This window comes from Salmonella sp. NW177 (assembly GCF_051811585.1).
Classification (GTDB): domain Bacteria; phylum Pseudomonadota; class Gammaproteobacteria; order Enterobacterales; family Enterobacteriaceae; genus Salmonella; species Salmonella enterica.
Window position 1 is genome coordinate 1 of sequence record NZ_JAMMZV010000016.1, and the last position, 11,100, is coordinate 11,100.

24 protein-coding genes and 1 pseudogene are annotated in these 11,100 nt (G+C 50.5%); 24 read left to right on the forward strand and 1 reads right to left on the reverse strand.

Going from position 1 to position 11,100, the window contains the following annotated elements:
* From tuf to bfr, 3 genes and pseudogenes are all read left to right on the forward strand, one after another.
* Positions 1-159, forward strand: a pseudogene (tuf, locus tag NA986_RS23815) (elongation factor Tu); the annotation flags it as partial.
* A 184-nt stretch (positions 160-343) separates the two neighbouring features.
* On the forward strand, positions 344-538 hold the full coding sequence (bfd, locus tag NA986_RS23820; RefSeq protein WP_000289082.1) for a bacterioferritin-associated ferredoxin: 195 nt from the start codon (positions 344-346) through the stop codon (positions 536-538).
* Positions 539-610: 72 nt separating this feature from the next.
* Positions 611-1,087 carry a bacterioferritin gene (gene bfr, locus NA986_RS23825; RefSeq protein WP_000675530.1) on the forward strand — a complete coding sequence of 159 codons (477 nt, stop codon included), beginning with the start codon at positions 611-613 and terminating at the stop codon, positions 1,085-1,087.
* On the opposite strand, the gene hopD is transcribed toward bfr, so the two are convergent.
* On the reverse strand, positions 1,084-1,551 hold the full coding sequence (gene hopD / locus NA986_RS23830) for a prepilin peptidase (protein WP_000495849.1): 468 nt from the start codon (positions 1,549-1,551) through the stop codon (positions 1,084-1,086). The two genes, bfr and hopD, sit on opposite strands and share 4 nt — an antisense overlap.
* Before the next feature lie 379 nt (positions 1,552-1,930).
* Here hopD and rpsJ point away from each other — a divergent pair, with 379 nt between their 5' ends.
* The 21 genes from rpsJ to rplO all read left to right on the forward strand — a co-directional run bounded on the left by rpsJ (position 1,931) and on the right by rplO (position 11,095).
* Positions 1,931-2,242, forward strand: coding sequence for a 30S ribosomal protein S10 (gene rpsJ / locus NA986_RS23835; RefSeq protein ID WP_001181005.1), 312 nt, complete (start codon positions 1,931-1,933; stop codon positions 2,240-2,242).
* A 32-nt stretch (positions 2,243-2,274) separates the two neighbouring features.
* Positions 2,275-2,904 (forward strand): 50S ribosomal protein L3, encoded by a 630-nt coding sequence (rplC, locus tag NA986_RS23840; RefSeq protein WP_000579838.1) that lies wholly within the window; start codon positions 2,275-2,277, stop codon positions 2,902-2,904.
* A 10-nt stretch (positions 2,905-2,914) separates the two neighbouring features.
* Positions 2,915-3,520, forward strand: a complete 606-nt coding sequence (rplD, locus tag NA986_RS23845) for a 50S ribosomal protein L4 (RefSeq protein WP_000424395.1) — start codon at positions 2,915-2,917, stop codon at positions 3,518-3,520.
* Complete coding sequence (gene rplW / locus NA986_RS23850) at positions 3,517-3,819, forward strand: 50S ribosomal protein L23 (protein WP_000617546.1); 303 nt, start codon at positions 3,517-3,519, stop codon at positions 3,817-3,819. The genes rplD and rplW overlap by 4 nt, the downstream gene beginning before the upstream one ends.
* 17 nt (positions 3,820-3,836) lie before the next feature.
* Positions 3,837-4,658, forward strand: coding sequence for a 50S ribosomal protein L2 (rplB, locus tag NA986_RS23855; protein ID WP_000301869.1), 822 nt, complete (start codon positions 3,837-3,839; stop codon positions 4,656-4,658).
* A 16-nt stretch (positions 4,659-4,674) separates the two neighbouring features.
* Complete coding sequence (gene rpsS / locus NA986_RS23860) at positions 4,675-4,953, forward strand: 30S ribosomal protein S19 (protein ID WP_001138115.1); 279 nt, start codon at positions 4,675-4,677, stop codon at positions 4,951-4,953.
* 14 nt (positions 4,954-4,967) lie between these two features.
* Positions 4,968-5,300, forward strand: coding sequence for a 50S ribosomal protein L22 (rplV, locus tag NA986_RS23865; protein WP_000447529.1), 333 nt, complete (start codon positions 4,968-4,970; stop codon positions 5,298-5,300).
* Positions 5,301-5,317: 17 nt separating this feature from the next.
* Positions 5,318-6,019: a 30S ribosomal protein S3 gene (rpsC, locus tag NA986_RS23870; RefSeq protein WP_000529945.1), complete on the forward strand. Its 702-nt coding sequence runs from the start codon at positions 5,318-5,320 to the stop codon at positions 6,017-6,019.
* A 12-nt stretch (positions 6,020-6,031) separates the two neighbouring features.
* Positions 6,032-6,442 carry a 50S ribosomal protein L16 gene (rplP, locus tag NA986_RS23875; RefSeq protein WP_000941208.1) on the forward strand — a complete coding sequence of 137 codons (411 nt, stop codon included), beginning with the start codon at positions 6,032-6,034 and terminating at the stop codon, positions 6,440-6,442.
* Complete coding sequence (gene rpmC / locus NA986_RS23880) at positions 6,442-6,633, forward strand: 50S ribosomal protein L29 (protein ID WP_000644742.1); 192 nt, start codon at positions 6,442-6,444, stop codon at positions 6,631-6,633. Before rplP ends, rpmC begins: the two co-directional genes overlap by 1 nt.
* Positions 6,633-6,887: a 30S ribosomal protein S17 gene (gene rpsQ, locus NA986_RS23885; protein ID WP_000130101.1), complete on the forward strand. Its 255-nt coding sequence runs from the start codon at positions 6,633-6,635 to the stop codon at positions 6,885-6,887. The genes rpmC and rpsQ overlap by 1 nt, the downstream gene beginning before the upstream one ends.
* Positions 6,888-7,050: 163 nt before the next feature.
* Entirely contained in the window at positions 7,051-7,422 is a 372-nt protein-coding gene (gene rplN / locus NA986_RS23890; protein ID WP_000613954.1) for a 50S ribosomal protein L14, read from the forward strand.
* A gap of 10 nt (positions 7,423-7,432) precedes the next feature.
* The gene (gene rplX / locus NA986_RS23895) at positions 7,433-7,747 is read left to right on the forward strand and encodes a 50S ribosomal protein L24 (protein WP_000729185.1); all 315 of its coding nucleotides are present in this window, start codon (positions 7,433-7,435) and stop codon (positions 7,745-7,747) included.
* A gap of 14 nt (positions 7,748-7,761) precedes the next feature.
* Positions 7,762-8,301 (forward strand): 50S ribosomal protein L5, encoded by a 540-nt coding sequence (gene rplE / locus NA986_RS23900; protein WP_001096206.1) that lies wholly within the window; start codon positions 7,762-7,764, stop codon positions 8,299-8,301.
* Positions 8,302-8,315: 14 nt separating this feature from the next.
* Entirely contained in the window at positions 8,316-8,621 is a 306-nt protein-coding gene (gene rpsN / locus NA986_RS23905) for a 30S ribosomal protein S14 (protein WP_001118932.1), read from the forward strand.
* Between the two features lie 33 nt (positions 8,622-8,654).
* The gene (gene rpsH, locus NA986_RS23910; protein ID WP_000062611.1) at positions 8,655-9,047 is read left to right on the forward strand and encodes a 30S ribosomal protein S8; all 393 of its coding nucleotides are present in this window, start codon (positions 8,655-8,657) and stop codon (positions 9,045-9,047) included.
* A 12-nt stretch (positions 9,048-9,059) separates the two neighbouring features.
* On the forward strand, positions 9,060-9,593 hold the full coding sequence (gene rplF / locus NA986_RS23915; RefSeq protein WP_000091939.1) for a 50S ribosomal protein L6: 534 nt from the start codon (positions 9,060-9,062) through the stop codon (positions 9,591-9,593).
* A 9-nt stretch (positions 9,594-9,602) separates the two neighbouring features.
* A complete protein-coding gene (gene rplR, locus NA986_RS23920; protein ID WP_000358956.1) occupies positions 9,603-9,956 on the forward strand; it encodes a 50S ribosomal protein L18 in 354 nt (117 codons plus the stop codon).
* A gap of 14 nt (positions 9,957-9,970) precedes the next feature.
* Complete coding sequence (gene rpsE, locus NA986_RS23925) at positions 9,971-10,474, forward strand: 30S ribosomal protein S5 (protein WP_000940121.1); 504 nt, start codon at positions 9,971-9,973, stop codon at positions 10,472-10,474.
* A 3-nt stretch (positions 10,475-10,477) separates the two neighbouring features.
* Positions 10,478-10,657 carry a 50S ribosomal protein L30 gene (gene rpmD / locus NA986_RS23930; RefSeq protein WP_001140434.1) on the forward strand — a complete coding sequence of 60 codons (180 nt, stop codon included), beginning with the start codon at positions 10,478-10,480 and terminating at the stop codon, positions 10,655-10,657.
* A 3-nt stretch (positions 10,658-10,660) separates the two neighbouring features.
* Positions 10,661-11,095: a 50S ribosomal protein L15 gene (gene rplO, locus NA986_RS23935; protein WP_001238917.1), complete on the forward strand. Its 435-nt coding sequence runs from the start codon at positions 10,661-10,663 to the stop codon at positions 11,093-11,095.
* Positions 11,096-11,100 lie beyond the last annotated feature (5 nt).

Sequence of the window (11,100 nt, forward strand, 5' to 3'; positions counted from 1 at the left end):
GAACTGCCGGAAGGCGTAGAGATGGTAATGCCGGGCGACAACATCAAAATGGTTGTTACCCTGATCCACCCGATCGCGATGGACGACGGTCTGCGTTTCGCAATCCGTGAAGGCGGCCGTACCGTTGGCGCGGGCGTTGTTGCTAAAGTTCTGGGCTAATTACTCGTTAATTAGTTTTGAATTGAAGAGGGCGCTTCGGCGCCCTTTTTGTTGCCTGCTATTTAGCCGCTGTTATATTTATTCACCCTTTTTAACGCTTCTCCCGTGGCGTAAATCGCTTTGTGCTATTGTAATCATAACCATTCTCATTTACACTTTGTGCGGAAATTGAACGGGAGCGATCATGTACGTTTGTTTGTGTAATGGTATAAGCGATAAAAAAATCCGCCAGGCTGTACGACAATTTCATCCACAGTCATTTCAACAGTTGCGTAAATTTATTCCTGTGGGAAATCAATGTGGTAAGTGTATTCGCGCCGCGCGAGAAGTGATGCAGGATGAGTTAACGCAAATGCCGGAATTTAAAGAGATCGCCTGAGTCACACTCTTTTTTTTGACATCCCTGTAGCCCCATCTACGCTCTAGAGAGTGGAAGCGGAGGGACTATAAAATGAAAGGTGATGTTAAAATCATAAATTATCTCAATAAACTATTGGGAAATGAGCTTGTCGCAATTAATCAGTATTTTCTTCATGCCCGTATGTTCAAAAACTGGGGGCTGACCCGGCTTAATGATGTTGAGTACCATGAATCCATTGATGAGATGAAACACGCCGATAAGTATATTGAGCGTATTTTATTTCTGGAAGGCATACCGAACCTACAGGATCTGGGCAAGCTGGGCATCGGTGAAGATGTCGAAGAGATGCTACGATCGGATCTCCGGCTCGAACTGGAAGGCGCAAAAGATCTACGTGAGGCAATAGCCTATGCCGATAGCGTTCATGATTATGTCAGCCGGGATATGATGATTGAAATTCTTGCCGACGAGGAAGGCCACATCGACTGGCTGGAAACTGAGCTGGATTTGATTGCCAAACTTGGTATGCAAAATTATCTGCAATCACAAATTAAGGTTACCGATTAACCGTCTGGAAAGAAAACTTTCCAACCTGTTATGAAACCCGCCACCGCCAGCCATGGCCCAAAAGGTAGCGGGTTTATTAATGCCGATTTACCTCTCACCAGTAGCGCGACGCCAAACCTGCCACAGGCCAACATGGCGGCAAGGAAAACCAGTAACGGCAGTGTTTCCCAACAATGCCACGCCCCTAAGGCAGCGAGGTACTTGACGTCGCCATATCCAAGCCCCTCTTTCTGATAACGCAGGCGATAGCCCCAGTAAATTAACGCGAATCCGCCATAGCCGGCGATAGCGCCCCAAAGCGCATCCGGTAAACGCTCCGGCAGGCAAATCTGGTGATAAAGCAGACCACCCCACAGTAATGGACAGGTAAACCGGTCAGGCAACAGACCGGTACGCGCGTCGTATATGCCAAGTAATAAAGAGAACGACGCATAAAAAATGAGAAAGGGGAGGGCAACAAACATAAGCAAATCCTCGTCAAGGCTTGTGCTCACCTTTATAGATTTATGCGACAGCGACAACGACGTATTGCCAGGTTTGCCTGATGCCTTCCAAAGAAAAGATGCGCGTTGCCATCCCATGCGTACCATCTGGAATCATGCTCGCATAAGAATAAAGCGCTTAATTTCTATCCGACACTTGCGTCAGGCTGAGATTTACGTATAATGCGCGGGCTTGTCGTAATTGACGGCAGGTTCGATTTGAACCTCGAATAGCCGATTTGGCTATTTAACAATGCTCCCAATCGGGGAGCTACGTAAGAACGGTTACACTCTCCCATCAATCGTAATGGGTGTGAGGAGTAATCATTTTCGTTTATAAAATAATTGGAGCTCTGGTCTCATGCAGAACCAAAGAATCCGTATCCGCCTGAAAGCGTTTGATCATCGTCTGATCGATCAATCAACCGCGGAAATCGTCGAGACTGCCAAGCGCACTGGTGCGCAGGTTCGCGGTCCGATCCCGCTGCCGACCCGCAAAGAGCGCTTTACCGTTCTGATCTCTCCGCACGTTAACAAAGATGCGCGCGATCAGTACGAAATTCGCACTCACAAGCGTCTGGTTGACATCGTTGAGCCAACCGAGAAAACCGTTGATGCTCTGATGCGTCTGGACCTGGCTGCCGGTGTAGACGTGCAGATCAGCCTGGGTTAATCAGGTCATCGAGCGATTGAGAGGTTGATACAATGATTGGTTTAGTCGGTAAAAAAGTGGGTATGACCCGCATCTTCACTGAAGATGGCGTCTCTATCCCAGTAACCGTAATCGAAGTTGAAGCAAACCGTGTTACTCAGGTTAAAGACCTGGCTAACGATGGCTACCGCGCTGTTCAGGTTACTACGGGTGCTAAAAAAGCTAACCGTGTCACCAAGCCGGAAGCGGGTCACTTTGCTAAAGCTGGCGTAGAAGCTGGCCGTGGTCTGTGGGAATTCCGTCTGGCTGAAGGCGAAGAATACACCGTAGGTCAGAGCATCAGCGTTGAACTGTTTGCTGACGTTAAAAAAGTTGACGTAACCGGTACCTCTAAAGGTAAAGGTTTCGCTGGTACCGTTAAGCGCTGGAACTTCCGTACCCAGGACGCTACTCACGGTAACTCCTTGTCTCACCGCGTTCCGGGTTCTATCGGTCAGAACCAGACTCCGGGCAAAGTGTTCAAAGGCAAGAAAATGGCAGGTCAGATGGGTAATGAGCGCGTAACCGTTCAGAGCCTTGACGTAGTACGCGTTGACGCTGAGCGCAACCTGCTGCTGGTTAAGGGTGGTGTTCCGGGTGCAACCGGTTGCGACCTGATCGTTAAACCAGCTGTGAAGGCGTAAGGGGATAGCAATGGAATTAGTATTGAAAGACGCGCAGAGCGCGCTGACTGTTTCCGAAACTACCTTCGGTCGTGATTTCAACGAAGCGCTGGTTCACCAGGTTGTTGTTGCTTATGCAGCTGGTGCTCGTCAGGGTACTCGTGCTCAGAAGACTCGTGCTGAAGTAACTGGTTCCGGTAAAAAACCGTGGCGCCAGAAAGGCACTGGCCGTGCGCGTTCAGGTTCTATCAAGAGCCCGATCTGGCGTTCCGGTGGCGTGACCTTCGCTGCTCGTCCGCAGGACCACAGTCAAAAAGTTAACAAGAAGATGTACCGCGGCGCGCTGAAAAGCATCCTGTCCGAACTGGTACGTCAGGATCGTCTGATCGTTGTCGAGAAGTTCTCTGTAGAAGCGCCGAAAACTAAGCTGCTGGCACAGAAACTGAAAGACATGGCTCTGGAAGATGTGCTGATCATCACCGGTGAGCTGGACGAGAACCTGTTCCTGGCCGCACGTAACCTGCACAAGGTTGACGTACGCGATGCGACTGGTATCGACCCGGTTAGCCTGATCGCCTTCGACAAAGTCGTAATGACTGCTGATGCTGTTAAGCAAGTTGAGGAGATGCTGGCATGATTCGTGAAGAACGTCTGCTGAAGGTGCTGCGCGCACCGCACGTTTCTGAAAAAGCGTCTACTGCGATGGAAAAAACTAACACCATCGTTCTCAAAGTTGCTAAAGACGCGACCAAAGCAGAAATCAAAGCTGCTGTGCAGAAACTGTTTGAAGTCGAAGTCGAAGTCGTTAACACCCTGGTCGTTAAAGGGAAAGTTAAACGTCACGGACAGCGTATCGGTCGTCGTAGCGACTGGAAAAAAGCTTACGTCACCCTGAAAGAAGGCCAGAATCTGGACTTCGTCGGCGGCGCTGAGTAAGTCGGAGGAGTAATACAATGGCAGTTGTTAAATGTAAACCGACATCTCCGGGTCGTCGCCACGTCGTTAAAGTGGTCAACCCAGAGCTGCACAAGGGCAAACCTTTTGCTCCGCTGGTTGAAAAAAACAGCAAATCCGGTGGTCGTAACAACAATGGCCGTATCACCACTCGTCATATCGGTGGTGGTCACAAACAGGCTTATCGTATTGTTGACTTCAAACGCAACAAAGACGGTATCCCGGCAGTTGTTGAACGTCTTGAGTACGATCCGAACCGTTCCGCGAACATCGCGCTGGTTCTGTACAAAGACGGCGAACGCCGTTACATCCTGGCCCCGAAAGGCCTGAAAGCTGGCGACCAGATTCAGTCTGGCGTTGATGCTGCAATCAAAGCAGGCAACACCCTGCCGATGCGCAATATCCCGGTTGGTTCTACCGTTCATAACGTAGAAATGAAACCAGGTAAAGGCGGTCAGCTGGCACGTTCCGCTGGTACTTACGTTCAGATCGTTGCTCGCGATGGCGCTTATGTCACCCTGCGTCTGCGTTCTGGTGAAATGCGTAAAGTCGAAGCAGACTGCCGTGCAACCCTGGGCGAAGTTGGCAATGCTGAGCATATGCTGCGCGTTCTGGGTAAAGCAGGTGCTGCACGCTGGCGTGGCGTTCGTCCTACCGTTCGCGGTACTGCGATGAACCCAGTAGACCACCCACATGGTGGTGGTGAAGGTCGTAACTTTGGTAAGCACCCGGTAACTCCGTGGGGCGTTCAGACCAAAGGTAAGAAGACCCGCAGCAACAAGCGTACTGATAAATTCATCGTACGTCGCCGTAGCAAATAATTTTAGAGGATAAGCCATGCCACGTTCTCTCAAGAAAGGTCCTTTTATTGACCTGCACTTGCTGAAGAAGGTAGAGAAAGCGGTGGAAAGCGGAGACAAGAAGCCCCTGCGCACCTGGTCCCGTCGTTCAACGATCTTTCCTAACATGATCGGTTTGACCATCGCTGTCCATAATGGTCGTCAGCACGTTCCGGTATTTGTTTCCGACGAAATGGTCGGTCACAAACTGGGTGAATTCGCACCGACTCGTACTTATCGCGGCCACGCTGCTGATAAAAAAGCGAAGAAGAAATAAGGTAGGAGGAAGAGATGGAAACTATCGCTAAACATCGCCATGCTCGTTCTTCTGCTCAGAAGGTTCGCCTTGTTGCTGACCTGATTCGCGGTAAGAAAGTGTCGCAGGCTCTGGATATTCTGACCTACACCAACAAGAAAGCGGCTGTACTGGTCAAGAAAGTTCTGGAATCTGCCATTGCTAACGCTGAACACAACGATGGCGCTGACATTGACGATCTGAAAGTTACGAAAATTTTCGTAGACGAAGGCCCGAGCATGAAGCGCATTATGCCGCGTGCAAAAGGTCGTGCAGATCGCATCCTGAAGCGCACCAGCCACATCACTGTGGTTGTGTCCGATCGCTGAGACTCTGGAGACTAGCAATGGGTCAGAAAGTACATCCTAATGGTATTCGCCTGGGTATTGTAAAACCATGGAACTCTACCTGGTTTGCGAACACCAAAGAATTCGCTGACAACCTGGACAGCGATTTTAAAGTACGTCAGTACCTGACGAAGGAACTGGCTAAAGCGTCTGTATCTCGTATCGTTATCGAGCGTCCGGCTAAGAGCATCCGTGTGACCATTCACACCGCTCGCCCGGGTATCGTTATCGGTAAAAAAGGTGAAGACGTAGAAAAACTGCGTAAGGTCGTAGCGGATATCGCTGGCGTTCCTGCACAGATCAACATCGCCGAAGTTCGTAAACCTGAACTGGACGCTAAACTGGTTGCTGACAGCATCACTTCTCAGCTGGAACGTCGCGTTATGTTCCGTCGTGCGATGAAGCGTGCTGTACAGAACGCCATGCGTCTGGGCGCTAAAGGTATCAAAGTTGAAGTTAGCGGCCGTCTGGGCGGCGCGGAAATCGCACGTACCGAATGGTACCGCGAAGGTCGCGTACCGCTGCACACTCTGCGTGCTGACATCGACTACAACACCTCTGAAGCGCACACCACTTATGGTGTAATCGGCGTTAAAGTGTGGATCTTCAAAGGCGAGATCCTGGGTGGTATGGCTGCTGTTGAACAACCGGAAAAACCGGCTGCTCAACCGAAAAAGCAGCAGCGTAAAGGCCGTAAATAAGGAGCGTCGCTGATGTTACAACCAAAGCGTACAAAATTCCGTAAAATGCACAAAGGCCGCAACCGTGGTCTGGCTGCAGGCGCGGATGTTAGCTTCGGCAGCTTCGGCCTGAAAGCTGTTGGCCGTGGTCGTCTGACTGCCCGTCAGATCGAAGCAGCACGTCGTGCTATGACCCGTGCAGTTAAGCGTCAAGGTAAGATCTGGATCCGTGTATTCCCGGACAAACCGATCACTGAAAAGCCGCTGGCAGTGCGTATGGGTAAAGGTAAAGGTAACGTGGAGTATTGGGTTGCCTTGATTCAGCCGGGTAAAGTCCTGTATGAAATGGACGGCGTACCGGAAGAGCTGGCCCGTGAAGCATTCAAGCTGGCAGCAGCGAAACTGCCGATTAAAACCACCTTTGTAACTAAGACGGTGATGTAATGAAAGCAAAAGAGCTGCGTGAGAAGAGCGTTGAAGAGCTGAACACCGAGCTACTGAACCTGCTGCGTGAGCAGTTCAACCTGCGTATGCAGGCTGCAAGTGGCCAGCTGCAACAGTCTCACCTGTTGAAGCAAGTGCGTCGTGATGTCGCACGCGTTAAGACTTTACTGACTGAGAAGGCGGGTGCGTAATGACCGATAAAATCCGTACTCTGCAAGGTCGCGTGGTTAGCGACAAAATGGAGAAATCCATTGTTGTTGCTATCGAACGTTTTGTGAAACACCCGATCTACGGTAAATTCATCAAGCGTACGACCAAAATGCACGTACATGACGAGAACAACGAATGCGGTATCGGCGACGTGGTTGAAATCCGCGAATGCCGTCCGCTGTCCAAGACCAAATCCTGGACTCTGGTTCGCGTTGTAGAGAAAGCGGTTCTGTAATACAGTACGCATTCTCAACGAATAAACGGCTCAGCGATGGGCCGTTTATTTTTTCTACCCATATCTGATTTGCGGTGTTATAATGCCGCGCCCTCGATATGGGGTTTTTTTAACGACCTGATTTTCGGGTCTCAGTAGTAGTTGACATTAGCGGAGCACTAAAATGATCCAAGAACAGACTATGCTGAACGTCGCCGACAACTCCGGTGCACGTCGCGTAATGTGTATCAAGGTTCTGGGTGGCTCGCACCGTCGCTACGCAGGCGTAGGCGACATCATTAAGATCACCATCAAAGAAGCGATTCCGCGTGGTAAGGTCAAAAAAGGTGATGTGCTGAAGGCGGTAGTGGTGCGCACCAAGAAGGGTGTTCGTCGCCCGGACGGTTCTGTCATTCGCTTCGATGGTAATGCATGCGTTATTTTAAACAATAACAGCGAGCAGCCTATCGGTACGCGTATTTTTGGGCCGGTAACTCGTGAACTTCGTAACGAGAAGTTCATGAAAATTATCTCTCTGGCACCAGAAGTACTCTAAGGAGCGAATCATGGCAGCGAAAATCCGTCGTGATGACGAAGTTATCGTGTTAACCGGTAAAGATAAAGGTAAACGCGGTAAAGTTAAGAATGTCCTGTCTTCCGGCAAGGTCATTGTTGAAGGTATCAACCTGGTTAAGAAACACCAGAAGCCGGTTCCGGCTCTGAACCAACCGGGCGGCATCGTTGAAAAAGAAGCTGCAATTCAGGTTTCTAACGTTGCAATCTTCAATGCGGCAACCGGCAAGGCTGACCGTGTAGGCTTTAGATTCGAAGACGGCAAAAAAGTCCGTTTCTTCAAGTCTAACAGCGAAACTATCAAGTAATTTGGAGTAGTACGATGGCGAAACTGCATGATTACTACAAAGACGAAGTAGTTAACAAACTCATGACTGAGTTTAACTACAATTCTGTCATGCAAGTCCCTCGGGTCGAGAAGATCACCCTGAACATGGGTGTTGGTGAAGCGATCGCTGACAAGAAACTGCTGGATAACGCAGCAGCAGACCTGACAGCAATCTCCGGTCAAAAACCGTTGATCACCAAAGCACGCAAATCTGTTGCAGGCTTCAAAATCCGTCAGGGCTATCCGATCGGCTGTAAAGTAACTCTGCGTGGCGAACGCATGTGGGAGTTCTTTGAGCGCCTGATCACTATTGCTGTTCCTCGTATCCGTGACTTCCGTGGCTTGTCCGCTAAGTCATTCGACGGTCGTGGTAACTACAGCATGGGTGTCCGTGAGCAGATCATCTTCCCAGAAATCGACTACGATAAAGTCGACCGCGTTCGTGGTTTGGATATTACCATTACCACTACTGCGAAATCTGACGAAGAAGGCCGTGCTCTGCTGGCTGCCTTTGACTTCCCGTTCCGCAAGTAAGGTAGGGTTACTAAATGGCTAAGCAATCAATGAAAGCACGCGAAGTAAAACGCGTAGCTTTAGCTGATAAATACTTCGCGAAACGCGCTGAACTGAAAGCGATCATCTCTGATGTGAACGCAACCGACGAAGATCGTTGGAATGCGGTTCTTAAGCTGCAGACTCTGCCGCGTGATTCCAGCCCGTCACGTCAGCGTAACCGCTGCCGTCAAACTGGTCGTCCGCACGCTTTCCTGCGGAAGTTCGGGTTGAGCCGTATTAAGGTCCGTGAAGCCGCTATGCGCGGTGAAATTCCGGGTCTGAAAAAGGCTAGCTGGTAATTGTCACCAATTGAATCACGGGAGTAAAGACAGATGAGCATGCAAGATCCGATCGCGGATATGCTGACCCGTATCCGTAACGGTCAGGCCGCGAACAAAGCTGCGGTCACCATGCCTTCCTCCAAGCTGAAAGTGGCAATTGCCAACGTGCTGAAGGAAGAAGGTTTTATTGAAGATTTTAAAGTTGAAGGCGACACCAAGCCGGAACTGGAACTGACTCTTAAGTATTTCCAGGGTAAAGCTGTTGTAGAAAGCATTCAGCGTGTCAGCCGCCCAGGTCTGCGCATCTACAAACGTAAAGATGAGCTGCCGAAAGTTATGGCCGGTCTGGGTATCGCAGTTGTTTCTACCTCTAAAGGTGTTATGACTGATCGTGCAGCGCGCCAGGCTGGTCTTGGTGGCGAAATTATCTGCTACGTAGCCTAATCGGAGGAAAAAATGTCTCGTGTTGCTAAAGCACCGGTCGTTGTTCCTGCCGGCGTTGATGTCAAAATCAACGGTCAGGTTATTACGATCAAAGGTAAAAACGGCGAGCTGACTCGTACTCTCAACGATGCTGTTGAAGTTAAACATGCAGATAATGCACTGACCTTCGGTCCGCGTGATGGTTACGCAGACGGTTGGGCACAGGCTGGTACCGCGCGTGCCCTGCTGAACTCAATGGTTATCGGTGTTACCGAAGGCTTCACTAAGAAGCTGCAGCTGGTTGGTGTAGGTTATCGTGCAGCGGTTAAAGGGAATGTAGTAAACCTGTCTTTAGGTTTCTCTCACCCGGTTGACCATCAGCTGCCGGCAGGTATCACTGCTGAATGTCCGACTCAAACTGAAATCGTGCTGAAAGGCGCTGATAAGCAGGTGATCGGCCAGGTTGCAGCAGATCTGCGCGCCTACCGTCGTCCTGAGCCTTACAAAGGCAAGGGTGTTCGTTACGCCGACGAAGTCGTGCGTACCAAAGAGGCTAAGAAGAAGTAAGGTAACACTATGGATAAGAAATCTGCTCGTATCCGTCGTGCGACCCGCGCACGCCGCAAGCTCAAAGAGCTGGGCGCAACTCGCCTGGTGGTACATCGTACCCCGCGTCATATTTACGCACAGGTAATTGCACCGAACGGTTCTGAAGTTCTGGTAGCTGCTTCTACTGTAGAAAAAGCTATCGCTGAACAACTGAAGTACACCGGTAACAAAGACGCGGCTGCAGCTGTGGGTAAAGCTGTCGCTGAACGCGCTCTGGAAAAAGGCATCAAAGATGTGTCCTTTGACCGTTCCGGGTTCCAATATCATGGTCGTGTCCAGGCACTGGCAGATGCTGCCCGTGAAGCTGGCCTTCAGTTCTAAGGTAGAGGTGTAAGATGGCTCACATCGAAAAACAAGCTGGCGAACTGCAGGAAAAGCTGATCGCGGTAAACCGCGTATCTAAAACCGTTAAAGGTGGTCGTATTTTCTCCTTCACAGCTCTGACTGTAGTAGGCGATGGTAACGGTCGCGTAGGTTTTGGTTACGGTAAAGCGCGTGAAGTTCCAGCAGCGATCCAGAAAGCGATGGAAAAAGCCCGTCGCAATATGATTAACGTCGCGCTGAACAACGGCACCCTGCAGCACCCGGTTAAAGGTGTTCACACGGGGTCTCGTGTATTCATGCAGCCAGCTTCCGAAGGTACCGGTATCATCGCCGGTGGTGCAATGCGCGCCGTTCTGGAAGTTGCTGGGGTTCATAACGTTCTGGCTAAAGCATACGGTTCCACCAACCCGATCAACGTGGTTCGTGCAACTATTGATGGCCTGGAAAATATGAATTCTCCAGAAATGGTCGCTGCCAAGCGTGGTAAATCCGTTGAAGAAATTCTGGGGAAATAAACCATGGCAAAGACTATTAAAATTACTCAAACCCGCAGTGCAATCGGTCGTCTGCCGAAACACAAGGCAACGCTGCTTGGCCTGGGTCTGCGTCGTATTGGCCACACCGTAGAGCGCGAGGATACTCCTGCTGTTCGTGGTATGGTCAACGCGGTTTCCTTCATGGTTAAAGTTGAGGAGTAAGAGATGCGTTTAAATACTCTGTCTCCGGCCGAAGGCTCCAAAAAGGCGGGTAAACGCCTGGGTCGTGGTATCGGTTCTGGCCTCGGTAAAACCGGTGGTCGTGGTCACAAAGGTCAGAAGTCTCGTTCTGGCGGTGGCGTACGTCGCGGTTTCGAGGGTGGTCAGATGCCTCTGTACCGTCGTCTGCCGAAATTCGGCTTCACTTCTCGCAAAGCAGCGATTACAGCCGAAGTTCGTCTGTCTGACCTGGCGAAAGTAGAAGGCGGCGTTGTAGACCTGAACACGCTGAAAGCGGCAAACATTATCGGTATTCAGATCGAGTTCGCGAAAGTGATCCTGGCTGGCGAAGTCACTACTCCGGTAACTGTTCGTGGCCTGCGTGTTACTAAAGGCGCTCGTGCTGCTATCGAAGCTGCTGGCGGTAAAATCGAGGAATAAGTAGC

Bases quoted from the DNA above. Each gene is read 5' to 3' on its own strand.
- hopD (WP_000495849.1), bottom strand. From the start codon at position 1,551: ATGTTTGTTGCCCTCCCCTTTCTCATTTTTTATGCGTCGTTCTCTTTA.
- bfd (WP_000289082.1), top strand. From the start codon at position 344: ATGTACGTTTGTTTGTGTAATGGTATAAGCGATAAAAAAATCCGCCAG.
- rplR (WP_000358956.1), top strand. From the start codon at position 9,603: ATGGATAAGAAATCTGCTCGTATCCGTCGTGCGACCCGCGCACGCCGC.
- rpmC (WP_000644742.1), top strand. From the start codon at position 6,442: ATGAAAGCAAAAGAGCTGCGTGAGAAGAGCGTTGAAGAGCTGAACACC.
- rpsE (WP_000940121.1), top strand. From the start codon at position 9,971: ATGGCTCACATCGAAAAACAAGCTGGCGAACTGCAGGAAAAGCTGATC.
- rplF (WP_000091939.1), top strand. From the start codon at position 9,060: ATGTCTCGTGTTGCTAAAGCACCGGTCGTTGTTCCTGCCGGCGTTGAT.
- rpsN (WP_001118932.1), top strand. From the start codon at position 8,316: ATGGCTAAGCAATCAATGAAAGCACGCGAAGTAAAACGCGTAGCTTTA.
- rplD (WP_000424395.1), top strand. From the start codon at position 2,915: ATGGAATTAGTATTGAAAGACGCGCAGAGCGCGCTGACTGTTTCCGAA.
- rpsC (WP_000529945.1), top strand. From the start codon at position 5,318: ATGGGTCAGAAAGTACATCCTAATGGTATTCGCCTGGGTATTGTAAAA.
- rpsJ (WP_001181005.1), top strand. From the start codon at position 1,931: ATGCAGAACCAAAGAATCCGTATCCGCCTGAAAGCGTTTGATCATCGT.
- rpmD (WP_001140434.1), top strand. From the start codon at position 10,478: ATGGCAAAGACTATTAAAATTACTCAAACCCGCAGTGCAATCGGTCGT.
- rplP (WP_000941208.1), top strand. From the start codon at position 6,032: ATGTTACAACCAAAGCGTACAAAATTCCGTAAAATGCACAAAGGCCGC.
- rplV (WP_000447529.1), top strand. From the start codon at position 4,968: ATGGAAACTATCGCTAAACATCGCCATGCTCGTTCTTCTGCTCAGAAG.
- rplB (WP_000301869.1), top strand. From the start codon at position 3,837: ATGGCAGTTGTTAAATGTAAACCGACATCTCCGGGTCGTCGCCACGTC.
- rplE (WP_001096206.1), top strand. From the start codon at position 7,762: ATGGCGAAACTGCATGATTACTACAAAGACGAAGTAGTTAACAAACTC.
- rpsQ (WP_000130101.1), top strand. From the start codon at position 6,633: ATGACCGATAAAATCCGTACTCTGCAAGGTCGCGTGGTTAGCGACAAA.
- rplC (WP_000579838.1), top strand. From the start codon at position 2,275: ATGATTGGTTTAGTCGGTAAAAAAGTGGGTATGACCCGCATCTTCACT.
- rpsS (WP_001138115.1), top strand. From the start codon at position 4,675: ATGCCACGTTCTCTCAAGAAAGGTCCTTTTATTGACCTGCACTTGCTG.
- rplN (WP_000613954.1), top strand. From the start codon at position 7,051: ATGATCCAAGAACAGACTATGCTGAACGTCGCCGACAACTCCGGTGCA.
- rplX (WP_000729185.1), top strand. From the start codon at position 7,433: ATGGCAGCGAAAATCCGTCGTGATGACGAAGTTATCGTGTTAACCGGT.
- rplW (WP_000617546.1), top strand. From the start codon at position 3,517: ATGATTCGTGAAGAACGTCTGCTGAAGGTGCTGCGCGCACCGCACGTT.
- bfr (WP_000675530.1), top strand. From the start codon at position 611: ATGAAAGGTGATGTTAAAATCATAAATTATCTCAATAAACTATTGGGA.
- rpsH (WP_000062611.1), top strand. From the start codon at position 8,655: ATGAGCATGCAAGATCCGATCGCGGATATGCTGACCCGTATCCGTAAC.
- rplO (WP_001238917.1), top strand. From the start codon at position 10,661: ATGCGTTTAAATACTCTGTCTCCGGCCGAAGGCTCCAAAAAGGCGGGT.